30 protein-coding genes and 1 pseudogene are annotated in these 25,444 nt (G+C 38.3%); 11 read left to right on the top strand and 20 right to left on the bottom strand.

Going from position 1 to position 25,444, the window contains the following annotated elements; genetic code table 11:
- Positions 1–98: 98 nt before the first annotated feature.
- From gldC to LVD15_RS00565, 15 genes are all read right to left on the bottom strand, one after another.
- Positions 99–434 carry a gliding motility protein GldC gene (gldC, locus tag LVD15_RS00630; RefSeq protein WP_233778374.1) on the bottom strand — a complete coding sequence of 112 codons (336 nt, stop codon included), beginning with the start codon at positions 432–434 and terminating at the stop codon, positions 99–101.
- A 44-nt stretch (positions 435–478) separates the two neighbouring features.
- Complete coding sequence (locus tag LVD15_RS00625) at positions 479–2,452, bottom strand: acetoacetate--CoA ligase (protein WP_233778373.1); 1,974 nt, start codon at positions 2,450–2,452, stop codon at positions 479–481.
- Between the two features lie 16 nt (positions 2,453–2,468).
- Positions 2,469–3,398, bottom strand: a complete 930-nt coding sequence (locus tag LVD15_RS00620; RefSeq protein ID WP_233778372.1) for a bifunctional riboflavin kinase/FAD synthetase — start codon at positions 3,396–3,398, stop codon at positions 2,469–2,471.
- Positions 3,395–4,054 (bottom strand): tRNA pseudouridine(55) synthase TruB, encoded by a 660-nt coding sequence (gene truB, locus LVD15_RS00615; RefSeq protein WP_233778371.1) that lies wholly within the window; start codon positions 4,052–4,054, stop codon positions 3,395–3,397. The genes LVD15_RS00620 and truB overlap by 4 nt, the downstream gene beginning before the upstream one ends.
- The gene (locus LVD15_RS27045) at positions 4,054–4,254 is read right to left on the bottom strand and encodes an undecaprenyl-diphosphate phosphatase (RefSeq protein WP_306416963.1); all 201 of its coding nucleotides are present in this window, start codon (positions 4,252–4,254) and stop codon (positions 4,054–4,056) included. Before LVD15_RS27045 ends, truB begins: the two co-directional genes overlap by 1 nt.
- A complete protein-coding gene (locus tag LVD15_RS00610) occupies positions 4,241–4,852 on the bottom strand; it encodes an undecaprenyl-diphosphate phosphatase (RefSeq protein ID WP_306416814.1) in 612 nt (203 codons plus the stop codon). The genes LVD15_RS27045 and LVD15_RS00610 overlap by 14 nt, the downstream gene beginning before the upstream one ends.
- Positions 4,839–5,015, bottom strand: a complete 177-nt coding sequence (locus tag LVD15_RS00605; protein WP_233778370.1) for a DUF3098 domain-containing protein — start codon at positions 5,013–5,015, stop codon at positions 4,839–4,841. Before LVD15_RS00605 ends, LVD15_RS00610 begins: the two co-directional genes overlap by 14 nt.
- A gap of 52 nt (positions 5,016–5,067) precedes the next feature.
- Positions 5,068–5,964, bottom strand: coding sequence for a cell division protein FtsX (locus tag LVD15_RS00600; protein WP_233778369.1), 897 nt, complete (start codon positions 5,962–5,964; stop codon positions 5,068–5,070).
- Between the two features lie 136 nt (positions 5,965–6,100).
- Positions 6,101–7,054, bottom strand: a complete 954-nt coding sequence (locus tag LVD15_RS00595; RefSeq protein ID WP_233778368.1) for a hypothetical protein — start codon at positions 7,052–7,054, stop codon at positions 6,101–6,103.
- Between the two features lie 6 nt (positions 7,055–7,060).
- Complete coding sequence (locus tag LVD15_RS00590; protein ID WP_233778367.1) at positions 7,061–7,600, bottom strand: RNA polymerase sigma factor; 540 nt, start codon at positions 7,598–7,600, stop codon at positions 7,061–7,063.
- Positions 7,601–7,714: 114 nt separating this feature from the next.
- Positions 7,715–8,143: a DUF2147 domain-containing protein gene (locus LVD15_RS00585; protein ID WP_233778366.1), complete on the bottom strand. Its 429-nt coding sequence runs from the start codon at positions 8,141–8,143 to the stop codon at positions 7,715–7,717.
- Positions 8,144–8,330: 187 nt separating this feature from the next.
- Positions 8,331–10,580 (bottom strand): sodium-translocating pyrophosphatase, encoded by a 2,250-nt coding sequence (locus tag LVD15_RS00580; RefSeq protein WP_233778365.1) that lies wholly within the window; start codon positions 10,578–10,580, stop codon positions 8,331–8,333.
- Positions 10,581–10,701: 121 nt separating this feature from the next.
- Positions 10,702–11,247 (bottom strand): hypothetical protein, encoded by a 546-nt coding sequence (locus tag LVD15_RS00575; protein ID WP_233778364.1) that lies wholly within the window; start codon positions 11,245–11,247, stop codon positions 10,702–10,704.
- Positions 11,247–11,777 (bottom strand): acyl-CoA thioesterase, encoded by a 531-nt coding sequence (locus tag LVD15_RS00570; protein WP_202246270.1) that lies wholly within the window; start codon positions 11,775–11,777, stop codon positions 11,247–11,249. The genes LVD15_RS00575 and LVD15_RS00570 overlap by 1 nt, the downstream gene beginning before the upstream one ends.
- A gap of 51 nt (positions 11,778–11,828) precedes the next feature.
- On the bottom strand, positions 11,829–12,479 hold the full coding sequence (locus tag LVD15_RS00565) for a protein-L-isoaspartate(D-aspartate) O-methyltransferase (RefSeq protein WP_233778363.1): 651 nt from the start codon (positions 12,477–12,479) through the stop codon (positions 11,829–11,831).
- A 148-nt stretch (positions 12,480–12,627) separates the two neighbouring features.
- Here LVD15_RS00565 and LVD15_RS00560 point away from each other — a divergent pair, with 148 nt between their 5' ends.
- The 4 genes from LVD15_RS00560 to LVD15_RS27235 all read left to right on the top strand — a co-directional run bounded on the left by LVD15_RS00560 (position 12,628) and on the right by LVD15_RS27235 (position 15,092).
- Positions 12,628–12,900 carry a hypothetical protein gene (locus tag LVD15_RS00560; protein WP_233778362.1) on the top strand — a complete coding sequence of 91 codons (273 nt, stop codon included), beginning with the start codon at positions 12,628–12,630 and terminating at the stop codon, positions 12,898–12,900.
- A gap of 3 nt (positions 12,901–12,903) precedes the next feature.
- On the top strand, positions 12,904–13,692 hold the full coding sequence (locus LVD15_RS00555) for an XRE family transcriptional regulator (protein WP_233778361.1): 789 nt from the start codon (positions 12,904–12,906) through the stop codon (positions 13,690–13,692).
- A gap of 190 nt (positions 13,693–13,882) precedes the next feature.
- Positions 13,883–14,995 (top strand): MFS transporter, encoded by a 1,113-nt coding sequence (locus tag LVD15_RS00550; RefSeq protein ID WP_233778360.1) that lies wholly within the window; start codon positions 13,883–13,885, stop codon positions 14,993–14,995.
- Complete coding sequence (locus LVD15_RS27235) at positions 14,925–15,092, top strand: hypothetical protein (RefSeq protein WP_370687390.1); 168 nt, start codon at positions 14,925–14,927, stop codon at positions 15,090–15,092. The genes LVD15_RS00550 and LVD15_RS27235 overlap by 71 nt, the downstream gene beginning before the upstream one ends.
- Positions 15,093–15,152: 60 nt before the next feature.
- Here the strand turns inward: LVD15_RS27235 and LVD15_RS00545 are convergent.
- The 5 genes and pseudogenes from LVD15_RS00545 to LVD15_RS26780 all read right to left on the bottom strand — a co-directional run bounded on the left by LVD15_RS00545 (position 15,153) and on the right by LVD15_RS26780 (position 18,825).
- A pseudogene (locus LVD15_RS00545) lies at positions 15,153–15,903 on the bottom strand (succinate dehydrogenase/fumarate reductase iron-sulfur subunit).
- Positions 15,904–15,942: 39 nt separating this feature from the next.
- Positions 15,943–17,877 carry a fumarate reductase/succinate dehydrogenase flavoprotein subunit gene (locus LVD15_RS00540; RefSeq protein WP_233778359.1) on the bottom strand — a complete coding sequence of 645 codons (1,935 nt, stop codon included), beginning with the start codon at positions 17,875–17,877 and terminating at the stop codon, positions 15,943–15,945.
- Between the two features lie 26 nt (positions 17,878–17,903).
- Complete coding sequence (locus LVD15_RS27040; RefSeq protein WP_306416812.1) at positions 17,904–18,200, bottom strand: succinate dehydrogenase/fumarate reductase transmembrane subunit; 297 nt, start codon at positions 18,198–18,200, stop codon at positions 17,904–17,906.
- Complete coding sequence (locus tag LVD15_RS27035; protein ID WP_306416811.1) at positions 18,154–18,588, bottom strand: succinate dehydrogenase/fumarate reductase transmembrane subunit; 435 nt, start codon at positions 18,586–18,588, stop codon at positions 18,154–18,156. The genes LVD15_RS27040 and LVD15_RS27035 overlap by 47 nt, the downstream gene beginning before the upstream one ends.
- Before the next feature lie 108 nt (positions 18,589–18,696).
- Positions 18,697–18,825 carry a hypothetical protein gene (locus LVD15_RS26780; RefSeq protein ID WP_255763352.1) on the bottom strand — a complete coding sequence of 43 codons (129 nt, stop codon included), beginning with the start codon at positions 18,823–18,825 and terminating at the stop codon, positions 18,697–18,699.
- Between the two features lie 187 nt (positions 18,826–19,012).
- Between LVD15_RS26780 and LVD15_RS00530 the strand changes: the two genes are divergently transcribed.
- The 7 genes from LVD15_RS00530 (at position 19,013) to LVD15_RS00500 (ending at position 25,439) form a co-directional block, all read left to right on the top strand.
- Positions 19,013–20,251, top strand: a complete 1,239-nt coding sequence (locus LVD15_RS00530; protein WP_233778358.1) for a M48 family metallopeptidase — start codon at positions 19,013–19,015, stop codon at positions 20,249–20,251.
- Between the two features lie 144 nt (positions 20,252–20,395).
- The gene (locus LVD15_RS00525) at positions 20,396–20,791 is read left to right on the top strand and encodes a YbjN domain-containing protein (RefSeq protein WP_233778357.1); all 396 of its coding nucleotides are present in this window, start codon (positions 20,396–20,398) and stop codon (positions 20,789–20,791) included.
- 11 nt (positions 20,792–20,802) lie between these two features.
- Positions 20,803–21,510 (top strand): PspA/IM30 family protein, encoded by a 708-nt coding sequence (locus tag LVD15_RS00520; RefSeq protein WP_233778356.1) that lies wholly within the window; start codon positions 20,803–20,805, stop codon positions 21,508–21,510.
- A 15-nt stretch (positions 21,511–21,525) separates the two neighbouring features.
- Positions 21,526–22,080 carry a DUF4178 domain-containing protein gene (locus LVD15_RS00515; RefSeq protein ID WP_233778355.1) on the top strand — a complete coding sequence of 185 codons (555 nt, stop codon included), beginning with the start codon at positions 21,526–21,528 and terminating at the stop codon, positions 22,078–22,080.
- Between the two features lie 6 nt (positions 22,081–22,086).
- Positions 22,087–22,950: a hypothetical protein gene (locus tag LVD15_RS00510; RefSeq protein WP_233778354.1), complete on the top strand. Its 864-nt coding sequence runs from the start codon at positions 22,087–22,089 to the stop codon at positions 22,948–22,950.
- Between the two features lie 30 nt (positions 22,951–22,980).
- Positions 22,981–23,850, top strand: a complete 870-nt coding sequence (locus LVD15_RS00505) for a DUF350 domain-containing protein (RefSeq protein ID WP_233778353.1) — start codon at positions 22,981–22,983, stop codon at positions 23,848–23,850.
- Positions 23,851–23,894: 44 nt separating this feature from the next.
- A complete protein-coding gene (locus LVD15_RS00500) occupies positions 23,895–25,439 on the top strand; it encodes a polyamine aminopropyltransferase (RefSeq protein ID WP_233778352.1) in 1,545 nt (514 codons plus the stop codon).
- Positions 25,440–25,444 lie beyond the last annotated feature (5 nt).

Genomic DNA, 25,444 nt, shown 5'->3' with positions numbered 1-25,444 from the left:
GGCAGTCTTTAACTCAATGTACAAGAAATTCTTCTAAAAATTAAGAGAATTAGTCAGTTTTTCGGAATCGTTTACGAAGATTTTTTTAGAACCTAAGATTAGCCTTCTGTCTCTTTTCTTAAGTGTTCTGCTAGTTTTTCGCACATATTATTGATTTCCGATGCCATAAATTCATCTCCAGTGCTGTTAAGAAGGGTTTGTGCGATACCTCCGAGGCAGTCTACATAGAACCTTTTCATTTCATCTACAGGCATGTCTTTCGTCCATAGGTCTATACGCATGGTATTCTTTTGAATATCATCCCAAAGAGATACACTGATGCTTTTTGTCTCTGAAAGTTCACCCTCTGGCTTTTCCGTGGCATCCCAACTGATTTTTTCAGGAATGTTATCCTGATCTAATTCTACGGTGAAGTTAATTTCTGATTTCCTCATTATCTCATTCTTTATTTAAACCAGCAAAGGTATGTTGATTTTGCTTAACCAGCCTCTAATTCTTTAGCCAGATTAATAAAAAAGTTCATAGACTCAGGATTTTTCAAGGCATCTTTATTCATAGCCTGTTGAATATCTTTACCCATAAGTACCTTTTTTACAGGTGTTTCAGTCTTTTTCCCACTTATAGTATACGGAACTTGTTCAATAGCTATCACGTCATCAGGCACGTGACGAGGGGAGTAGCTTTCTCTAATTACCTTTTTGACTTTGGAAATGAGGTCAGGAGTCAGTGGCTGACCTGGTTGCATTACAACGAATAATGGCATGTAAAAGTCACCTGCTTGTGTTTCAATACAAACTACAAGACTATCCTGTATTTCAGTAATTTGATCTACAGCCCTGTAAATTTCACTAGTGCCAATTCTTACACCACCTCTATTGAGTGTGGCATCAGAGCGGCCATATATAATTATGCCTTGGCGCGATGTCATCTTTATCCAATCCCCATGTCTCCACATGTCCGGGTACATTTCGAAGTAGCTGGTTTTGTATCTTTCATAGTGCTCATCATCCCAGAAAAATATAGGCATGGAGGGCATAGGCTTGGTTATAACCATTTCCCCTTCTTCATTATTTACAGGCTCTCCATTTTCATTATAAGCTAATAAATGGCAGCCAAGAGCCCTTGCTTGTATTTCGCCCTCATAGACGGGTAAGGTAGGAACTCCCCCTACAAAAGCACTGCATACATCTGTGCCGCCACTCATAGAAGTGAGCCAGACATCACTTTTTATGTCTTTATACACATAATCAAAGCCCTCAGGAGGTAATGGTGATCCTGTTGAGCCTATGGATATTAATGATGATAAGTTGTGTTCTTTTCCCGGTTTTTTTTCGGCTTTCATATTGGCAACGATATAGCCGGCGCTGGTGCCAAAATGATTTACTTTTAGTTCATCGGCCATTTTCCATAAGGCATCTACTGTTGGCCAGGCCGGGCTGCCATCATATAGTACTACTGTGCCGCGGCATAATAGGGCACTCTGAATGTAGTTCCACATCATCCAGCCGGTGGTGGTGTACCAAAAACACCGGTCACCAGGCTTTACATTCTGATGAAAGCTCATGTATTTATAATGCTCCAATAAAATGCCTCCCTGGCTGTGGGTGATGGCTTTGGGAGCTCCTGTGGTGCCTGAAGAATATAGTATCCAGATAGGATCATTAAAGGGTACTCTGTTGAAGTCTAGTGTTTTATCATGGGCAGGAGGCAGTTCGTTCCACAAATGATAATTTGATAATGAAGAGATATCGGCATTAATATAAGGTATAAGCAAGGTATGCTCGAGTGAAGGGAGGGCTTCTTGGAGAGATGATATGATCGATGTTTTATCGAAGCTTTTACCTCCATAATTATAACCATCAACACCTATAAGCACTTTAGGCTTTACTTGTTCAAAGCGATCAATAATAGAGCTAAGGCCAAAATCAGGAGAGCAGCTAGACCAAATGGCTCCCAGACTATTTACAGCCAGAAATGCTACTGTAGCTTCTAAGCAATTGGGTAAATAAGCGACCACTCTGTCCCCAGCTTGAACGCCCCACTGCTTGAGCAATAGTTGTACCTGTATTACTTGGGTTTTTAACTCGCTCCATGAGGTTTCTATGGTCGGCTGCCCTTCTTTCTTAGATATAATAGCAGGAATATCATCTGAATAGGAAAGAAAAATATGTTCAGCATAATTGACTTGGGCGCCTTCAAACCATTTATAAAATGGCATTTTACTTCCTGATAACACTGAAGAGTATTCTCCCCCTTGGATATTGAAGTATTGCCATGCACTTTCCCAGAACGGTTCTATGTTTTCTGTAGACCAGTTCCACAGTTCATGATAATTGCTGAATGAGAGGTTTTTATAGGATTTGAGCCATTTGAGATAGTCCGACAGGTTAGTATGGTTAATAAAATCTTTTGTGGGTGACCATAACTGTTTAGGAGTGTCCTGCGGATTCATAATAACTCAATTTATATCACGTGTATAATATCTTTTGGGCTGTTATTTTATCTTTTTTGAGTTGAGCAGTAAGTGCTTCAATATCCTCAAACTTTATTTCATCTCTTATGCGACCAATAAAGTCAATTAAAATGTTTTCTCCATAAATATCTTGATTAAAATCAAAAATATTTACTTCTATGGTTCGCCTAGTACCTGAAACCGTAGGGCGATACCCAATGTTCAACATTCCGTTATAAATATTGTGACTACAAGTAATTTTAACTGCATAAGAACCATCTGCCGGAATAAGTTTGTGGCGGAAGTCAACATCTATATTGGCTGTAGGGAAACCAATTATTCTACCTAGTTTTTCTCCTTTAACTACTCGGCCATTAATGCTATACGGCCTGCCTAAAAGCTCAGTAGCCGTGGTAGCATCGCCTTCTAATAGGGCTTTTCTGACCTTTGTAGAGCTAACGCCTACATTATCAATATCTTGCCTGGATATTTCTTCTACTTCAAAACCATATTCAGCAGAGTTGGCTTTAAGGTATTCAAAACTGCCCTCTCTATTTTTTCCAAATCGATGGTCGTAGCCAATTACCAATTTTTTAGTGCCGATGGTATCAATCAGAATTTGTCTAATAAATTCTTCTGAAGTAAGGTTAGAAAATTCTTTGGTAAAAGGTATTCTTATCAGGTGATCAATGCCCTGGTTTTTAAGTAATTCGGCCTTTTCTTCAAAAGTATTGAGCAATTTTAAATTGCTGTCATCAGGATACAAGACCAGTCTGGGGTGAGGCCAAAAGGTGATCAAAACGGTTTCTCCACCGCATTTTTTGGCTATTTCATTAAGTCTCTCTAAGATTTTTTGATGCCCAATATGTACACCGTCAAAAGTGCCGCTGGTTACTACCGCAAAACCGAGCTTTTTAAAATCATCTATGCCATGGTAGATTTTCATTGACTGATAGCTTCTTCTATTGTTTTAGCATCATCAACGGAAAAATCGCCTATTCGGGTTCGACGTAGCTCTGATAAATATGCACCTACTCCAAGTGCCTGGCCAAAATCATGAGCCATACTTCTTATATAGGTGCCTTTAGAACAGACAATTCTGAAACTCACTTCAGGTAAATTAATTGAAGTAATTTCAAATGCCTTTATTTCTACTTGCCTTGATTTTAATTTAACATCTTCGCCTTTTCTGGCTCCTTCATAAGCTCTTTTGCCATTAACCTTAATAGCAGAAAAAATAGGAGGAGTTTGTTCTATTAGACCGGTAAAAGGAACAGTAGCCTCATGTATCTGCTGTTCCTGCAAATGGTCAATCGGGGTTTCGCTATCCACTTCTGTTTCTAAGTCGTAAGAGGGGGTAGTTTTGCCTAAATAGAACTTGCCAGTATACTCTTTTTCCTGAGCTTGAAATTTTTCAATTTGCTTGGTCATTTTACCTGTACACAAAATCAATAGACCCGTAGCAAGTGGGTCTAACGTGCCTGCATGACCAATTTTTTTTACTTTAAGAGCGTAGCGCAGTTTTTTTACTACATCAAAAGAAGTCCATTCATAGGGCTTATCTACAAGTAGTACTGAGCCTTCCTGAGGTGTGTTATTCATTAGAAATATACTACGGATAATACAACTAGCGCTACTATAATACAGTAAACGGCGAAATAAATTAGTTTTCCTTGTCTTACTATTTTAATCATCCACTGGCAAGCTAGTAAGCCTGAGATAAAAGCAGCTAAAAAGCCAGCGAATAAGGTAACACCTGAAATGCTGTCTGCTGCTACTTCAGGGGCTTTAACAAAGTCTATAGTCTTTAATAAGGCAGCTCCTAAAATAGGGGGGGAGCACCATTAAGAATGAAAAGCGAGTAGCTCTTGATTTTTCTACACCTAAATATAGAGAGGTGGCTATAGTGGTTCCTGATCTTGAAATTCCGGGTAAAATAGCTATTGACTGAGCTAGCCCGATTATGATGGCTCTGCCAAACGTTACTTTCTTAGTGCCATCGTTGGTGTAATAAGTAACTGTGAGCAAAAAGCCTGTTATCAAAAGCATGAAAGCAACAAATGTTACATTTCCGGCAAACAGAGCTTCAATTTTATCTTCGAAAAGAACGCCAATAATCCCGACGGGAATCATACTCAAAGCTATTTTAGCCACAAATTGAGTAGATTCATTCCATTGGAATTTAAATAAGTCTTTTATTATTTCCAGTATATCTTTTCTGAAAATAACTATGGTGCTTAAGGCAGTGGCCGCATGCACTATGATAGTAAAAAGAAGGTTGTCGCTTGTATGTATGTCAAGTAAATAGGCTCCAAGCTCTATATGACCACTACTGCTGACAGGTAAAAATTCTGTTAATCCTTGAATAATGCCAAGAATAATGGCTTCAATTAGGCTCATTGTTCTCTTTAGGGTTATGAAGAATTGCTACAATTTCAATAAGAAAGCCGGCCATCACTACTAAAGGTCCTAATGTAAGGCCTAAAAAACCAAAGCCAAAAGGCTCAGAGTCGATGCTCATAATGATAAATCCTACAACTAGAACGGCCAACCCTATTAGCATTAAGGTATAATTTTTTTTTCCCAAAGGGAAGTTTGCTTTTATTCTCCATGGTTTAATATAATTCGTCTAATGACATTTTAAGATACTTTTTAATAGCTCTATAGGTACTCATAAAACCTATGAAAGCGCCTAATATAAACAGAGCTAAAAATAATATCAAGAGCTTATCTGGCTCATAAAGTTTTTCCAGATTATTAATCTTGCTATATGCGAAATTTAATAAGAGGTACAATAAGGCACTGGCAAATATCCCGCTGATAATGCCATGAAGTGTAGCTCTCCAAAGAAATGGTTTTTGGATAAACGAGGCCTTAGCGCCTACTAATTGCATGCTTCTTATCAGGAATCTCTGAGAGAAAAGAGCCAATTTAATGGTGTTATTAATTAAAATGACTACTGCTATTAGTAAGATAAGAGAGAACCCTATAAGCAACAGGCTTATTGTAGCCAGGTTTTCATTAATGGATTCTACCATATTTTTCTCGTACTCTACCTCAAATACTCCACTTACACCTTCTATATCTTGTTTAATAGAGTCTAGCTTTTGTGTTTTTTGAAATTCAGAAGCAATTTTTAATACGTAAGCATCTCTAAGTGGGTTTTCTCCCAAAAAGCTGCTAAAGTCTTCTCCTGTTTCATTGATGAACTCTTCAGCCGCTTCCTCTTTAGAAACAAAGCTTATTTGAACTTCATCATCTTTCTCTGCAGCATAATCTTTAGAGGAAAGGGTTTTTTGTATTTGGATCCTTTGATTATCAGTAATGTCTTTATCAAGGTATACCTGAAGTTCAATATTATCCTTTATAAGTTCGGTGAGTCTATTGGTGTGCAGGAGAAGAAGTCCAAATAAACCGATTACAAAAAGTGCCAGGGTTATACTGAATATCACACTGGTATATGGGTAGCTACCTAGTTTTTTCTTCTTTTTGCTTCTTTGATCTTTTTCCACGCAGTTGATTTGATTATTTCAAATTTAATAATTGTTAGCCAAGTTATTAAACCTCTGGCAAAATAAAGCCAAGTATTGCAAATAAAAAAGCCTCTGACATAATCAGAGGCTTCTTTGTGTAAATCTTTTTTAGAGGTTACTCTTCAGAACGAATTCTTTCAAGTTTGGCTACCAAGCTATTATCCTTGATAGGAGTAAGTGCCTCTATTTTTTCCTGCTGCTTATCTAAGCTGTAGTATTGATCTTTGTAGTATAAGAAGATGGCTTTATCACTATCAGTGTTAATTTCTAAGATCTCATATAGATTCTTATCAAAATCACCTAGTAAGAAAAGTTTCCCATCCACAAAGTGATAGTGGAAGTTGTGTCTTTTGCTGCCTTCCTCTATTTCTACTTCAATGCTTTTTTGCTCCTTGTAAGTTTTGTTTACCAGGCTGCCACCAGGAGCCTCAAGGCTATCTGCGTTGTTTTGAGCATCGTTAAAGTTAGAAAGAACAGGTTTGTTAATTTCAGGTTTGCTCACTACTACATTCTGAGTTGCTTCAGTATTGTTAGTAGTAGAGGAAACACTTGTCATATTGTCTTCAGATTTCTCAGGTGAAGATTGTTCATCAGAGAAATTCTGCACGTTTGCTTCATTACTTTCTGAACTTGATGCTTGCTCACTTTCAATTGAAATCAATTCTTCATCAGAATTTGATTTTTCATTAGAGATTGCAGGTTCAAGTAAGGTTTCAGGTTTTACAGGTTGGTTTTCGGTTGTGCTTATAGTAGCTGTACTTTCAGCAGCGTCTGAGTTAGTCAGGAAGTATACGCTTATACCCATTATAGCGGCACCCACTATTAATGAAGCGATTTTTCCTACACTAAACGAACTGCCAGCCGACATAGATCCTGATACAGGAACTTTGTTGAGCATTGCCTTAAGTTCAGCTTTTCGGTTTTCTCGTAAAGCATTCACGATATCATTTTGAAACTCAAACTCCTTTTTAAGAGAAGGATCATTTTGAACTGAGTTTTCAAAGTCCATCTTTTCTGCTTCAGTCATTTCGTTTCCGAAATAAGCATCGATTTTTTCTACTTCGCTCATATTTAATTAATCAAGGAAGTCGCTCTCAGAGTACTGAGATTTGACTAGTTCATCTAATTTCTTTTTACACTTGTATTTCTTCGTTTTGGCGGTATTAGTATTCGCAAAACCTAGCTTATCAGCTATGTCCTGCATGGATAACCCGTCAAAATAGTAAAACATTAGCACTTTTTTACACGTCTCACCAAGTTGTCCAATACAGTCTGTAATGATCTTAGATCTTTCTTTTGTATCGATGTCAATATATTCCTCTCCATCTTTTTCTTCATGGGAAAGGCGTCTTTTTCTATCTAGCTCTTTTCTCCATAGATTTTGGCAAATACTATAGAGATAAGTGCTTATCTTTGACGTGAGCACCAGGTTACCGCTGGTAGCTTTCTGCCAAAAAACAACAAGAGCATCTTGATAAATGTCTTTTGCCTCTTGTTCTGTTCCGCTATTGGAGATCACCAATTTGGTCATCATCCGATAATACTTTTTATAAAGATACTCCAAGGCAGTCTCGTCACCACGGCATATCCGTTCGAAAACCTCATTGTCCTTCATTTGAGCTCTGCTGTTTTATACATATAAATATACTCTGGTAACCCTTGCTTTATTAGACGATTATAAAAATTTTCTCTGAAGTGCATAAATAGGGGTTAGGTTACTATATGTGCTTTATTCGGCTCTAATCCATTCCTGGGTTTTATATAGAAACCCCCAATATCCTCGAATGTTTAGTTTTCCGTCTTCAAGCCATATTTTACATTTGTAAATTCTTCCTTCGTCTGGCTTTAATACAGTACCATCTACGTATTCAGAGCCATCTTTTTCTAAATCTTTGATGATTTCCATGCCTATGATTTTTTTACCATAGCGAGGATCGTCTTCAGGGCAATCATCACAAATAGGGTCAGGATCCTGACCTTCTTTTCTGAATAGTTTTACTATTTTGCCATAGACTTTACCATCTCTTTTATATAATTCTACAATAGACTGAGCCTCGCCTGAGTCAGAATCTATTGTTTTCCACTTACCTAAAATATCCTGGCCTTGGCACAGGAAAGGTGCTATGCTAAGTAATAATAGCAAGATTTTTTTGATCATAGTAATATTTGCTAAAGGATATTACATAAAATAAATAAAAACAAACAACTTTATCAGTTGATTATAAAGGGCTTTAGCACTTAGGCCGTAGCCAAGAATGTAAATCTAATCGAATTAGTTTTATTAGAAGAATAAAAACAAGAAAGAGCTGTATAAAACGGCTCTTTCTTGTTTTTGGGTCATAAAACTACTCTTTAATTGCAGTAATTGAAGATTGAGTTTTTTCGTCTGGTACTTTTATCTCTGTTTTTACTTCTTCAGTGTAGGCGTGCTGTGAGGCTTCATTTTGATATATTTTGCCCAGAATAGGAGCTATCACCAAGCCGACCAGGCAGGTGAGTTTAATCAGAATGTTCATAGAAGGACCAGAAGTATCTTTAAATGGATCACCTACTGTGTCACCAGTAACGGCTGCCTTATGAGCTTCTGAACCTTTGAAGGTCATTTGGCCGTCTATTTCAACCCCTGCTTCAAAAGATTTTTTAGCATTATCCCAGGCGCCTCCGGCATTATTTTGGAATATAGCCCACAATACGCCAGAAACCGCTACTCCTGCCATATAACTACCTAAGCACTCAGGGCCCATAACAAAACCAATTATTATAGGAGAAACTATAGTGATGGCGCCAGGAAGCATCATTTCTCTGATCGCGGCTTTAGTTGAAATATTAACGCATTTGCTATAATCAGGTTTGCCGGTACCTTCCATAATTCCTGGTATTTCTTTAAACTGCCTTCTTACTTCTTTAACCATCTCCATAGCAGCTTTACCTACAGAGTTCATGGCTAAGGCCGAAAATATTACAGGAATCATTCCGCCAATGAATAAGGCAGCAAGAACTTCTGCTTTAAAAATATTTATACCATCTATGCCGGTGAAAGTTACATAAGCCGCAAAGAGTGCCAGGGCTGTAAGTGCAGCCGAAGCAATAGCAAAACCTTTACCAATGGCCGCTGTGGTGTTACCTACAGAATCCAAAATGTCTGTTCTTTCCCTTACTTCATCAGGTAGTTCGCTCATTTCGGCTATACCCCCTGCGTTATCAGCAATAGGTCCAAAGGCATCAATGGCTAACTGCATAGCAGTGGTAGCCATCATAGCAGAGGCAGCAATAGCTACTCCATAGAATCCTGCTAAGGCATAAGCGCCCCAAATGGCACCAGCAAAAAGTAATACTGGAGCAAAGGTAGAGATCATACCCGTGGCCAGACCAGCAATAATATTGGTGCCAGCTCCTGTAGCTGACTTTTGAACGATATCTAAAACAGGTTTCTTGCCCAGCCCTGTATAATATTCAGTGAAGTAAGATATGAGTCCGCCTACGGCAAGTCCTACTAAAACAGCATAAAAAACATTCATAGAACTAACATCTTTCAGTCCTATACCGAAGAAGTTCATTTGCATAGTTTCAGGTAGCATCCAGGGGATGAGGAAAAATGAGACTATGGCTGTAAGTATTATGGCGCTCCAGTTGCCTAAATTAAGGGCACTTTGTACCTGGCTTTCTTTGGCTCCATTATCTTTTATTTTAATGAAAAAGGTGCCAATTATTGAGAATATGATGCCTAAGCCGGCTATAACAAGTGGTAAAAGAATAGGGCCGATGCCATTAAACTCGTCATTAATAGAGCCGCCCATGTCTCTTATTACATAGTTACCTAAAACCATGGAGGCAAGAACGGTGGCTACGTAAGAGCCGAAAAGGTCAGCGCCCATGCCGGCTACATCTCCCACATTATCTCCTACGTTATCTGCGATAGTGGCAGGGTTTCTAGGGTCATCTTCAGGGATGCCTGCCTCTACTTTACCTACCAGGTCAGCGCCCACATCAGCGGCTTTAGTATAAATACCGCCGCCCACTCTAGCGAAAAGAGCGATAGATTCTGCTCCTAAAGAAAATCCTGCAAGTGCTTCTAACACTAAGGTCATGTCATGAACACCGTTAGCAGTCCATTCTCCACCCATAAACCAGATGAAAAGGAGTGAAAACAATAAACTTAAGCCAAATACGGCCAAGCCAGCTACACCAAGTCCCATTACGGTGCCTCCCGTAAAGGATATTTTTAATGCCTGAGCTAAGCTGGTTCGGGCAGCTTCAGTGGTTCTTACGTTAGCAGCAGTGGCTATTCGCATGCCTATGTTTCCTGCTACGGCTGAGAAAAATGCCCCTATAACGAAGGCAATGACGATAAACCAATGAGTGGTTTCAACGAGAGACGCAATTATTGCTAAAAGAATGCCTGCTATGACTACAAATATAGCCAGCACCTTATATTCTGCCTTAAGAAAAGCGAGGGCTCCTTCACGTATGTGATTAGCCAGTGTTTGCATTTTGTCATTTCCAGCTGGTTGTTTCTTTACCCAGGAAGATTTGAATGCCATGATGATGAGTCCCAACAATCCGAGAAGTGGAACAAGATAAAGGATCTTATTCATTACAAAAGAGGTTTAGTGAATTTGCACATACGGCAAATCAGGGTAGTTTTTTACCGCCTTGCCGCCTTAACAAATATATGATATCAAACCTTATAATGAAATAAAAAAGAGTGCTTAGAGCTTATAAAAACATTTTCTGAAGGGCACCCCAAAGCAGTTTTTTTAGTTCTGAATCCTTTGCGATTTCAGAAAGGGAGTGATTGTTAAGAAAAACCTTATTTTCTGCTTCTATAATTTGATAGTGAGGGAAGTCGCTTTTGAATATATGTGCAGCATCTATGCCAAATAACAGGAATTTATTGGCTTCAATGTCCATTGAAGTATGTTGGTTAAGACCGGGATTGTTATGAGCGTTGATGATGCCAGTCTTAGTGATGTCTAGCTTTACGGCTTTCAATATTTTGCCTAAAAAGGCTTCGTCCTGATCTGTAATGAATTCAGCTGAGGGTTCGTTTACAATAACAATAACCCCCAGGGAATTAGCTCCTTTTATGGAAATAGGCTGCTCTTGCTTTTCTTGAGGCTTTTCTTCTTCTACAACCACTGTAGGTTCAGGTGTTTGTTCTTCCTGAGGCTCCTGTTCGGTAGAATTACTGATGATTTCTTCACCTGCTATTTTGTATACAGGCTCAGTGATGAAAAATTTCAAGAAAGCGTTATCAGACATTACTCCTTATTTAAATTGAATATTGATTTTAACTCTACGGCTTCATCAGGATCCATTCTACCTGCTAACACCAATCTTAACTGACGTCTTCTTAATGCGCCATCATATAGGTCTCTTTCCTCATCTGTTTCAGGAATGGCTTCAGGTATATCGATCGGTCTGCCAGATTGATCTACAGCTACAAAAGTGAAGAAAGCACTGTTACTGGCAAATTTTTTACCGCTAGGAATATCTTCAGCTTCTACCTGAATGTGCACTTCCATGGAAGAGTTAAATGCCCGTGTTACTTTCGCTTTAAGCGTAACTACATTACCAAGCTGGATAGGTTTACCGAAAGAAACATTATCAACAGAAGCAGTTACTACTATTCTGTTAGAGTGTTTTTGAGCTGCTATGGCAGATACAATATCCATCCAGTGCATGAGCCTTCCACCCATCAGGTTGTTCAAGGTATTGGTATCATTAGGAAGAACCAGTTCTGTCATGGTCACATAGGACTCACGAACAAACTTCTTTTGTTTTTTTGACATTCTTTAAATTAAAATCTAAATCTGATCTTTTGCTTAAGTGCAAGAGGTAGACTATTTGCCCCAGCCCTCATCACCTAGCAAAGGTACAAAGCTAAAATAATCGAACTCCTCTTTCTTTAATTTTTTATCTTCTACTTTGGTGATTTTGAGCATCTTTTGCTTTTCGTTATCACCAACAGGAATAATAAGAACTCCTCCTACAGATAATTGTTTGATGAGGCTGGATGGAACTGAAGGTGCCCCGGCTGTAACAATTATTTTATCATATGGCGCATACCTGGGTAGGCCTTTGGAGCCATCTCCACAGAAAAACTTCGGTCTATAGCCCATTTTAGGTAAAAACTTGCGCGTTCTTTCATAGAGTACTTTATTGTATTCAATGGTGTAAACGTTAGCTCCCATTTCTACCAATACACAAGCCTGATAGCCGCTGCCAGTGCCTATTTCCAGTACTTTATCCTGTGGGCTGATCTCTAACTTTTCAGTTTGAAAGGCCACCGTGAAAGGTTGTGATATTGTTTGACCTTCGCCTATAGGGAAAGCCTTGTCCTGATAGGCGTGACCCAGCAGGGCATTGTCAAAGAAAAAATGCCGAGGTATTTTGCTAATTGCCTGAAGCACACCGTTATCAGTTATTCCCTTGGTTTTTAAAATTTTTACCAGAGATCTGCGCATGCCCCTGTGTTTGTAACTGTCTTCCATATTTTGTATTTGTGAAGTTAAAATAATCCTTAGATTTTATGAAGGCGAAAATTGAACTTTGAGTAAAAACTAATTTTTTTAGTATTGAGATTTGCTTTTTTGAATAATAGTCGCATTATTGCAGATGAATACTAATAAAATTAGTAAAATGAATAATTCAGATTATAAGCTCAAGTTGTATAGTAAGAAACTAAAGTCAGGCAAGTGCCAGATTAAGTTTGTGGTATCCTCTTCTAATCAGGCCCGCTGGCATGGTTATATGTTGGCAGAGTCAGGGTCGACCTTAAAAGAAGTGGTGAATTCTATTGAAGAAGAAATGAGATATATTGATGCTAAAGATGCATATTATCACAGCCATTTATATAACTTAGCCGAGCCTCTAAGGAGGACCAGAGATTCAATATTGATTTTTAACAGTTAACTAATGAGCCTGATAAGCGATAATATCAAATATCTTAGAAAGAAGATGGGAGTTACCCAAGAGCAGTTTTCGGAGCAGTTGGGTATAAAAAGATCTCTTTTAGGAGCCTATGAAGAGGGGAGAGCAGATCCCCGAATTAGCAATCTTATAAAAATGGCTCAGCTCTTTGGTACTTCTGTAGATATACTCATTAATAAAGATGTAAGCAAGCTTTCTGATGAAGAGCTGATTGTAAGCAAATTCAAAAGAGGAAAGGAAGTACTGGCTATAACTGTTAATGAAGAGCAAAAGGAAAATATAGAGCTGGTTCCTCAAAAAGCTGCAGCTGGATATCTGAATGGATATGCTGACCCTGAGTATATAAAGGAACTGCCTAAATTCAATCTACCTATACTGGCTACTGGTACCTACCGGGCTTTTGAGATAACGGGAGATTCTATGTTACCTATTTTGCCAGGTACTATTATTATAGGCCAATATGTAGATGATATTAGAGATATAAAAAATGGGAAGACCTATATTTTGGTAACTCAAAACGACGGGATAGTTTATAAGCGCGTTTTTAATTATCTGGAGGATACAGGTAAGCTGTTTTTAGTGTCTGATAACCGACAATATTCTCCTTACCAGATAGCAGGAGAGGAGGTGCTGGAGATATGGGCTAGTAAGGCTTATATAAGTGTGCAATTTCCTGATGCTGATGATTCTAAGGATGTTTCCACTGAGCAATTGGCTTCTATTGTTTTGGAACTGCAAAAGGAGATAGTAAAGCTTAAAGAAGAAAAGAAGTAAAACTTCCCTAATCTATTTATAGACGCAAACCTGAATATAGTATGTTCAGGTTTTTCTTTTTATAGGTTATTGGTGTTTCCTTTAAAAGGACTACACTAAGTGTAAAAGGAGTTGATTAGGAGGCCTTAACCGGAACAATTTCTTTACAAATGTTTTACTAAGTAAACTTTATAAATTAAAAGTATAGGATTTGAATTTTAAGAAAGCGATAAATGATATACTAGGGCTTAATAAAACTATATTGGCCCTTTCTTTTGCCCGAATGGCTGATGCTATGGGAAATAGCATTCTGTTTATTTTAATTCCCGTATACGTAGCCAAGATACCAACTGAACATATTGACTTTTCTGTATCAGTGCTGGTAGGGCTGCTTATTTCTATTTACGGCTTTGTAACTTCTCTTTGCCAACCTGTAATGGGTGGAGTAAGTGATGCTTTGAATAAGAGAAAGGTACTGATCATAATAGGAATGCTCATTGTCTGTGCTGGTACGTTAGGATTTATAGTGGCTGAAAATTTCATGCATTTGCTGTATTTGAGGATACTGCAAGGTGTAGGTGTGGCCATTACAATACCTGCATCTCTCTCTATTATTACGGCCGTTTCCAAAAAGGAATCAAGAGGAGGGGCAATGGGAGTATACAGTACTTCCAGAATGATTGGTTTTGCTATAGGACCAGTGGTAGGCGGATATTTGCAAGTTCATTATGGGTTTAACTCTGCTTTTATTGCAGGAGCTGTGTTAATATTTATTTCAGTAATTATGGTGCTGCTATGGGTTAAAGAAGTGAAGGTGGAGGAGCCAGTTACTAAAACTAAAAAATCAGGACTTTTTGATTGGTCACTATACTCACCAGGTATACTTACAGCGGCTTTAGCTACTTTTACTATGGCTAATTGCTTCTCTATGGTCACTACATTAGAGAATCAGTTTAACGAGCGTTTGGATATTACTGCATTTGGATTTAGTGTAGCCTTTAGTATGCTTATGGTTGGCCGTTTGATTTTTCAGGTACCATTGGGGCATTTATCAGATAAGAGGGGGCGGCGGCCTTTTATTTTAATAGGCTTGGTGCTTATGGCCATCAGTACAGTGCTTATGGGAGAGGTGACAGAAATGTATCAGATGGTAATATTACGTTTATTACAAGGAGTGTCGGCGGCAGGAATTGCTGCGCCAGCATTTGCCTTGGCAGCAGATTTATCTAGCAAAGGAGGAGAGGGGAAGGCAAATGAGCATTATCACCATGGGCTTTGCTCTGGGGATAGCCGTGGGGCCATTGATAACCGGTGTGCTGGTTAATGAGTTTTTTGAGCTGCCGTTTATTGTGACTGGAGCTGCAGCTTTAATAGCGGCAGGCTTAGTGTATAAGTATATGCCTGAAACCGTAAAAAAATAAAAGCATAAAAAAATCCCCTTCATGATTGAAGGGGATTTATAACGGAATATAATTTAAAACTTATAGATTATCAGATTTAGCTTTAGCACTATAAAATTCTCTATTAAGTCTTGCTATGTTCTCTAAGCTGATTCCTTTAGGACACTCCGCTGAGCAGGCTCCGGTGTTAGTACAAGATCCGAATCCTTCTTCATCCATCTGAGCTACCATGTTTTCAACTCTGGTTTTACCTTCTACTTTACCTTGAGGTAAAAGGGCCAATTGAGACACTTTAGCACTTACAAAAAGCATGGCAGAAGCATTTTTACAAGCAGCTACGCAAGCACCACAACCTATACAAGTAGCAGCATCAAAAGCTTCATCAGCTACTTTTTTAGGAATAGGAATTTCATTAGCATCAGGAATACCTCCTGTGTTTACAGAAACATAACCTCCAGATGTAATAATACGATCAAATGCTGATCTATCTACTACTAAATCTTTGATTACAGGGAAAGCTTTAGCTCTCCAGGGCTCTACTACTATGGTATCTCCATCTTTAAAGCTTCTCATGTGAAGCTGGCAGGTAGTAGTTTGTTTGGGGCCGTGAGGCTTACCATTTATGTACATGCTACAAGCACCGCAAATACCTTCTCTACAATCATGGTCAAAGGCAATGGGTTCTTCTCCTTTTTCTTTCTAGTTGATCGTTTAAGACATCAAACATTTCAAGAAAAGACATGTCAGAAGAAATATTATCTAATGGATAGGTAACTAATGCACCTTTTTCTTTATCGTTTTTCTGTCTCCAGACTTTTAATGTGATTTTCATAATAAAACTTTTAAAAGTAAATGGGTATAGTCCCTGTACTTATTTATAGCTTCTTTGGGTCAATTTAACATTTTCAAAAACCAGTTCTTCCTTATGTAAGGTAGCAGGAGCTTCAGGGCCAGTATATTCCCAAGCTGAAACAAAAGAAAATTCATCATCTTTTCTTTTAGCCTCTCCTTCTTCGGTTTGTGATTCTTCACGGAAATGACCACCACAAGACTCAGATCTGTGGAGTGCATCATCTACCATTAATTCACCCAATTCAAGGAAATCAGCCACCCTGTTAGCTTTTTCAAGACTGATGTTTAATTCATCGCTTGATCCAATCACATTAACATTTTGCCAGAATTCCTCTCTTAATTTTTGTATTTCTACTTTTGCCTTTTTCAGGCCAGCTTCGTTTCTAGACATACCGCAGTATTCCCACATAATATTTCCTAGTGCTTTGTGGAAATCATCAACGGTTTTTTCTCCTTTTATAGAAAGCAGTTTTTCGATTTTGCCTTTTACATCAGCTTCAGCTTGTTTAAATGCTTCATGATCAGTAGGTACCTTATCATAAGACATTTTCGCTAAGTAATCGCCGATAGTGTAAGGAATTACGAAGTATCCGTCTGCTAAACCTTGCATTAATGCACTGGCTCCTAATCGGTTAGCTCCGTGATCAGAGAAGTTACATTCTCCGAGAGAGTATAAACCGTCTACGGTAGTCATCAGGTTATAGTCTACCCAAAGTCCACCCATGGTGTAGTGAACAGCAGGATAGATCATCATCGGTGTTTCGTAAGGATTTTCACCGGTAATTTGCTGATACATGTCAAACAAGTTACCGTATTTTCCTTCTATAGTGCTTCTGCCATCTCTTTTAATAGCATCAGCAAAATCAAGAAATACTGCTAAGCCTGATTTAGAAACCCCTTTGCCATCGTCACACATGTTTTTAGCGTTACGAGACGCCACATCACGAGGTACAAGGTTACCAAATGCAGGATATCTTCTTTCCAGATAATAATCTCTTTTTTCTTCAGGAAGATCAGTAGGTTTTAATTCTCCTCTTCTGATTTTTTCAGCATCAGATACTTCTTTAGGAACCCATACGCGTCCATCATTTCTTAGAGATTCAGACATCAAAGTTAATTTTGACTGGTGATCTCCAGAAACAGGAATACAGGTAGGGTGTATCTGCGTGAAGCAAGGGTTAGCAAAGTAAGCGCCCTTTTTATGTGCTCTCCATGCTGCGGTAGCATTAGAGCCCATAGCATTAGTAGAAAGGTAGAATACGTTACCGTAACCTCCCGTAGCCAAAACTACGGCATGAGCACTATGTGACTCTATTTTACCTGTGATCAGGTTTCTGGTTACAATACCTCTGGCTTTTCCGTCTACCATTACCAGGTCAAGCATTTCTTCGCGAGGGTACATTTTTACTTTACCATTAGCGATTTGTCTGCTTAGCGCACTGTAGGCACCTAGTAGAAGCTGTTGTCCGGTTTGGCCCCTGGCGTAGAAGGTTCTGGAAACCTGCGCTCCACCAAAAGATCTGTTAGCTAATAAACCACCGTATTCTCTGGCAAAAGGAACACCTTGAGCCACACACTGGTCTATAATGTCTACACTTACTTCAGAAAGTCTGTGTACGTTAGCTTCTCTTGATCTGTAGTCACCTCCTTTTACGGTATCGTAGAACAAACGGAAAACGCTGTCACCATCATTCTGATAGTTTTTAGCAGCGTTTATACCACCTTGTGCAGCAATACTGTGCGCTCTTCTGGGGCTATCCTGAAAGCAGAAGGCTTTCACGTTATAACCTAGTTCACCAAAAGAGGCTGCGGCTGAAGCTCCTGCCAAACCTGTACCGACCACAATGATGTCATACTTTCGCTTATTGGCAGGGTTTACTAATTTTATATTGAATTTATGCTTTGACCATTTCTCGGCTATTGGGCCTTCTGGTATTTTAGAATCTAATTTCATCTATCAAGCTTTTAAGAGTTCTTTTTTTAAATACTTTGATAAAACATTATAATGGGAATCACTGCGAAAAGTGCCGGAACAATAATGGCAAATCCATATCCCACCCCTTTAATTAAAGGATTGTATTTAGGGTGATTGAGACCCAAAGTTTGAAAGGCACTGCTAAACCCATGATATAGGTGAAACATTAGAGCAAGCATAGAAATAGTGTAGAAAGCTACAATCCACCATTCGGCAAAAGCCGCAGCAGTTACCGTGTAAAGGTCATTGTAAGACTCACCAGCATACGTTACCGTAGGGATCCCTCCCCCAGTGCATTTCATACCAAAAGTTTTTCAGATGTATTACCAAAAAGATGAAAATAATAGTTCCTAACAAGCCCATGTTTCGTGAGCTCCAGGTACTATTTGTAGAACCTTTAGATACATTATATCCTACAGGACGAGCCTTTTTGTTACTCACTACCAATCCAATACCCCATACAATGTGGATAATGAAAGTGGCATAAAGTAGGTAGGATGTAGTTTTGATAATAGGATTGGAGGTCATAAATCGGGCATATGTGTTAAATGCCTGGCCACCATCGTGGTGTAATAATTGGAAATTACCAATTAAGTGAACCACTAAAAATACGATAAGGAATAATCCCGTTAAAGCCATGAGAAGCTTTCTTCCCAAGGAGCTAGAAATAGCGTTCGTGAACCAACTCATTTGTATAATTTGATAGTTTAAGTTGTAACATTTTGACGTTGTCAAAGGTACAAGCCAAAAACTAATCAAACAATCATGGTCAGCTATTTTAAAACATTCTAAATAGACTTATGATACCAGTAATAATATTTCTACCATAATAGTGATTGCTCCCAGGATGAAGACCACTACAGGGATAAAGTAAGGGTGCTTAATGGCGTCCTTTATTTTCCCAAATATATTTGTACGTTTATTCATTTAACTTTAAGGATTTGACATGTCGGTACCAATTTGCATACCATGTTTTGTAAAGTGCTGTATTTCAGTTTTTTGAAGTATTAATAAGGCTTGTTTTATTCTCTTATTGGGATTTTGTTTCAAATTGAGAAAGGGGCTTCTCGGTCAACTTTATTATATTTGAGCTTTAACTACTTAGATACTCTTAATGGCACCAAATATTATTCTTTATATTATTTTAGGAATTATTACTATAGACTTTGCGGTAGATCAGCTTTTAGATTACCTCAATCATAAGTCTAAGAGGGTGGATTTGCCTGAAGAAATAGCTTCATTTTATGATGAAGAGAAGTATAAAAAGTCTCAGGAATACCAGAAAGTCTCTGGCAGATTTTCATTTATTACCTCATCCTTTAGTTTTATCATTTCATTTTTAATGCTTTCGCTTGGTGGTTTTGGTTATATCGATCAGCTGCTGAGGCCGTATTTTGAAAATGAAATATGGCTGGCATTAGCCAATTTTGGAGTTTTATATGTGGTGTCTGATGTTATTAACATCCCATTTCAATGGTATAGCACGTTTGTGATAGAAGAGCGTTTCGGCTTTAATAAAACTACACCTAAAACTTTTGTGCTGGATAAAATAAAGGGATACGCGCTTTCTGCCGTGCTGGGAGTGGTGCTGGTGGGTGCCTTATTATATCTGATATTGAATATCGGTGAGAACTTCTGGTTGTATTTTTGGCTGGTGGCTTCTGTGTTTATCTTGTTTGTAAATATGTTTTACACTTCACTTATTCTTCCTCTTTTTAATAAGCTAACGCCGTTAGAAGATGGTGAACTCAAAAGTGCAATACAGGCTTATAGCGAGAAGATAGCTTTTCCGTTAGACAGTATTTATGTAATAGATGGATCAAAAAGATCTAACAAGGCAAATGCATTCTTTTCTGGTTTAGGAAAGAAGAAAAAAATAGTGTTATATGATACTTTAATTAATAACCATACCACAGAAGAGCTTGTGGCGGTACTGGCTCACGAGGTGGGACATTTTAAGAAAAAGCACATTATTTACGGCTTTGCTATTTCTATTATGCAAATAGGAGTAATGCTATTCGTTATGTCTACGATGATTTATAATGAAAACCTTTCTCTTGCTCTTGGTGCCGAGCAAATGGGCGTGCATTTAAATTTATTGGCTTTCGGTCTATTATATTCTCCTATTAGTACCTTGCTGGGCATAGCTATGAATATTTTTAGCAGAAAAAATGAGTATGAAGCCGATGCTTATGCGAGAGAAACATATGATGGAGATGCTTTGGCTACCGCATTAAAGAAACTCTCCGTAGATAATTTAAGTAATTTATATCCGCACCCGGCATATGTTTTTGTAAATTACTCGCATCCACCACTTTTGGCCAGGTTGGCGGCTATAAAGAATGAAAAGTAGGGTAGGTAATGAATATAAGCGTTCTACTGATCATCAGATAGTTCTGTTTAAATTCAAATATTGCCAATGACCCAAATTTGCTATAAAATTTATGTGGTTTGTCGATAAATATATAAACTTGTTATATTAAAATACTAGTGAAAAATGAGTGCAAATTTTGATAAAGTAAAATCGTTTTTGTTGGAGCTTGAGTTTACGCTGCTTCATGAAGACCCTCAAGAAGAATTATTTGTAGTGGAAAAAGATGGCTCAGGTATAGCCAACCTTATTATTGACTGCGAAGACCCTATTTTAATTATAGAAGGGGTGCTTTTTGAAATAAACAACAAGTCATTAGAGCTTTTTGAAGAGCTGCTTAAGAAGAACAGAGAGATTATTCATGGTGCTTTTGTTTTGGATGAGTCCGGATCTAAAGTGCTATTTAGAGATACTTTACAGCTGGAGAATCTTGATCTTAATGAGCTGGAAGGAACGCTAAACTCATTAGAGTTATTGCTAAGTGAGTATGCAGCTGATATAATAGAATTTTCAAAAAATTAATTAAAAGAAGAATGGGAATATTTAGCAGGTTATTTACCATAGGTAAAGCCGAAACAAATTCGGCAATAGATAAATTAGAAGACCCTATCAAAATGACTGAGCAGGGCATAAGAGACCTTAAAGTGGATCTTGATAAGAGTCTACAAGCCTTAGCAGAGGTAAAAGCGATGGCTATTAGAAGTAAGAGAGAGCTTAATGACCATAAAGCTACTTCAGAATCTTACGAGCAAAAGGCTATTATGCTTTTACAAAGAGCTGAAAAAGGTGATTTAGATCCTGCTGAGGCTGATAGGTTAGCTACTGAAGCACTTACCAGAAAAGAAGAGGCTACAGAAAGTGCCAAAAGAAGTGAAGAAGAGGTGCAAAGATTTGAGACCAACATAGCTCAGTTAGATGCTAACGTAAAGAAGTTGAGATCTTCTATCACCAGATATGAAAATGAATTGCGTACGCTAAAAGCACGTTCACGCGTGAGCCAGGCTACTCAAAAAATCAATAAGCAAATGTCAGGCATAGACAGCTCTAGTACAGTGAGTATGCTAGAAAAAATGAAAGACAAAGTAGCGCAGCAAGAGGCTATGGCAGAGGCTTATGGAGACATCGCTAATGAAAGCAAAAGTCTTGATGATGAGATAGACTCTGCTCTTGATGAGAAATCATTTAAAGCGTCTTCTTCATTAGAAGAGCTGAAAGCTAAGATGAAAAATAAAGGACAGTAATTAAATAATTAGCAAATGGGCTTGTTTGATAACTTCTTTAAGAAAAAAGAGAAAGAGCCTCACTATGATAGCACAGATATCAGAGTGCAGGACTTAGATGTTGGGTTTGTATTCGATTATGACCTTTCTACCTGGGAGGTGAATAATATTTATGAATACGACTGGGGCGATAATTACTTTACCAGAGAGTATAAAATTAGTAACGGAGAAAAATCACTCTTTTTGTCTTTAGAAGAAGATGATGAGCTCGAACTTTCTGTTTCATCAAAAATAAAAGTAAGGGCGCTAGGCTCTGAGGTGGTAGATAAGCTTATGACTGAGCAAAAGCCCCCTTCTGAGATCACTTATGATGGCAGAACTTATTATCTGGAAGAAGAATCTCCCGGATATTTTCATGATATAGGCAGAAGTGATGATTGGGAAGAGTTTGTGTCTTGGGATTATGAAGATGATAAGGGAGAGTACATCCTTACCGTGGAGCAATGGGGAGAGAAGGAGTTTGAGGCTTCAGCAGGTAAATACATAAAAGAATTTGAAATCTCTAATATTTTACCTTCGGGCGATACATGAAGGGGAGTGGCAGATCATGAAAATGGCCCCACTAACACTAAAAAGAAAAAAATGAACAATGGATTTGTAAAACTTATTATTGTGGTAATAATAGGCTTTGTAGTTATTAAAGCTTGTAATAACCGGCGTAATGATTACGGAGGCTCATCGCAAATGGAGAACTGGGAAAAGTCTCCTGTGGATGAGTTAATAAAATCTCTTTCTGACGAGCAAAACTTCTCTATCATATTGTATGATATGGATGCCGATGAGTCAGGAGATACCTACAAGCATAAGTATAGAGTAATAGTAGAGAAGCCTGATACTGTGCAGGCAAAAGAAACAGAGTGGTACCCTGTATCAGCTGGTTTTTTTAAGCAGCATTTAAATGATATGGGTATGGAAATAGCCTCTAAAAAAGATGGGGTTGTGCATAAACAAGCCGCTCCTGCAGGTTATACTAACTATGTAGGTAATGAAAAATATGGACATTGGGTAAATAGAAACGGAGGCTCCTTCTGGGAGTTTTATGGTAAATATGCTTTCATGCGTTCTATGTTCAACATGATGAGTTATCCTGTAAGAAGATCTTATTGGGATGATTACCATGGAGGCTACTATGGTACTGGCCGATCATATTATGGTCCTTCTGGTAGAACAATATATGGAACAAAGAATTACACCTCTTCCAGTTCTGGTAGAAGCACTACCTGGGCCTCTAAGCCATCTACATTTAAAGATAAGGTAAGAACCCGCGTAGCCAGATCTTCTTCTTCGTCTAGCTCCAGAAAGTATTCTTCTGGTAGTAGCTACGGTAGAACCTCTCGTAGTTCTTCAAGATCATCATCAGGATCATCGTTTAGGTCTAGAAGTGGCGGATTTGGTAAATAATACACTCCATATTGAAAAATATAATAATTTATGAGTCTCTCTGAATTTTCATTTGTTGTATATGAGGCCATTATATACATAGCACTGGCTTTCATTTTCTTTTTAATAGGCAAGTTTGTCTATCAGTTAATACATAATACCATCAACGTAAAAGAGGAGCTGGTTAAAAAGGATAATCTGGCTTTTAGCTTATCACATGTAGGCTATTTTGTGGGATTACTTATAGCCATTGGTAGTGCTATTGTTGGTCCGTCTCAAGGACTTTGGAATGATGTCATCGTTATCTCCATCTATGGAGCCTTAGCTATAGTATTGCTCAATGTTTCTATCATTATTACAGATAGGGTGTTGCTCAGTCGTTTTTCTGTAAGAAAGGAAATAATAGAGGATCAGAATGAGGGTACAGGAATAGTAGAAGGAGCCGTTTCTATAGCTTCAGGTCTTATAATATTTGGAGCCGTAACCGGAGAAAGCAGCAGCATATCTGCGGGAATTATTTCAGCGCTTGCATTTTGGTTCTTGGGGCAGTTAGCCCTTTTACTTACTGGTTGGGTATATAACCTGATCACTCCTTATGACATCCATGAGCATATAGAAAAAGATAATGTGGCTGTGGGTATTGGTTTTGCAGGAGCGTTAGTAGCTATGGGTAACCTTATCAAATTTGGCCTGATGGGAGAGTTTGAGAGCTGGGGAGCCACCCTTTCTGAAGCTGGACTAGAAGTAGTAGTTGGTCTAATATTACTACCTGTAATGCGGTATATTACAGATAAAATTTTACTGCCTGGTGAGAATTTAACTGATGAGATTATCAATCAGGAGAAGCCAAATATTGGAGCAGCCATAGTAGAGGCCTTTGCTTATATAGGAGGTTCAGTGCTGATTACCTGGTGCTTGTAATAGTAAAAGAGGGACTGTAAATATTGGAGGGACGGATTAAAAATATGCTTGGTCGTAGATCAACGCTTTTAAAAGCAGCCATTTTTGCTACTGGTTTTTCAGGCGTAGTAGCCGAATACATACTTTCTACACTCGCTACCTATTTTTTAGGAGATTCTATTTTTCAGTGGGTTATGATTATCTCGCTGATGCTTTTCTCCATGGGGGTTGGTAGCCGCATAAGTAAAGCCTTTAATCAGCATTTGCTTAAATGGTTTCTATTTGTGGAGTTTGCCTTGTCATTATTGGTTTCTTTTGCGCCACTTTCGGTGTATACCATGTCAGCATGGAGTACTTCATATGAAACATTGATATATGTTCTGTCTATAGGCATAGGCACACTCATAGGTATGGAAGTACCTTTGGTTGTACGTATCAATAATGAGTTTGAAGAGCTGAAGTATAATATTTCAGGAATACTTGAAAATGACTATTATGGAAGCCTTTTAGGAGGTGTTTTCTTTGCTTTTATAGGTTTGCCTGTATTAGGGCTTATGTATACGCCATTTGTATTAGGGTTGGTAAATCTTCTGGTAGCTATAGCTTTAATTATTTCTTTAAGAAAGGTGATGAGCGATTCAGATAAAAAAGTATTACTGCCTTCGGCTTCAGCCATTTTAGTTATTCTGGTGGTAGGGTCATTAGTTACCAAGCCTATTATTATATATGGAGAACAGTCTAAATATAAAGATAAGGTAATATTTACTGAGCAGACGGCCTATCAAAGAATAGTAATGACTCAGTGGAAAGATGATTATTGGCTGTACCTAAACGGTAATCAGCAGCTTTCTACCAGAGATGAAGTGATGTACCATGAGCCTTTGGTGCACCCGGCACTCACCTTGCATCCGCACCCTGAAAACGTGCTGATATTAGGTGGTGGAGATGGTTGTGCTGCCAGAGAGATTCTGAAGTACCCTAGCGTTAAAAATATTACTTTGGTAGATCTTGATCCTGCTATGACGGAGTTAGGGCAAAATAACCCTATACTCAAAGAGCTGAATCATAACTCTCTTGATAATGAGAAGGTAAAGGTGATTAATACAGATGGCTATCAGTATATTCAAAAGGATACCTCTTTTTATGATGCTATTTTTATTGACTTGCCAGACCCTCGTACTGTGGAGCTAGGCAGGCTGTATAGTTATGAGTTTTATAAAAGCTGTTATAAGTTGCTCAGGCCTCAGGGAGTAATTGTAACTCAGGCCGGAAGTCCTTATTTTGCGACTAAAGCCTTTAAGTGCATAGTAAAGACTATGAAAGAGGCAGGCTTTAACACTGTTCCATTGCATAATCAGGTAGTTACTATGGGCGAATGGGGGTGGAGTTTAGGTCAAAAAGCCAGTCCTTATGATGATCTGAAAGGTACACTTCAAAAACTGCAGTTTTCTGTAGATACTCAGTGGATAGACCACGAAGCCATGCAGCTGATCACCTCATTTGGGAAAGATATTTATGTAGGAGACAATAAGGGGCCGGTTAAAATTAACCGAATACATGATCCGGTGCTTTATAAATATTACTTAAAAGGAAACTGGGATTTATACTAACCGAA

It is taken from the genome of Fulvivirga maritima, assembly GCF_021389955.1.
Classification (GTDB): Bacteria; Bacteroidota; Bacteroidia; order Cytophagales; family Cyclobacteriaceae; genus Fulvivirga; species Fulvivirga maritima.
The sequence above is the reverse complement of the archived record's forward strand: the minus strand, read 5'-3'. Positions and strand labels throughout refer to the sequence as shown.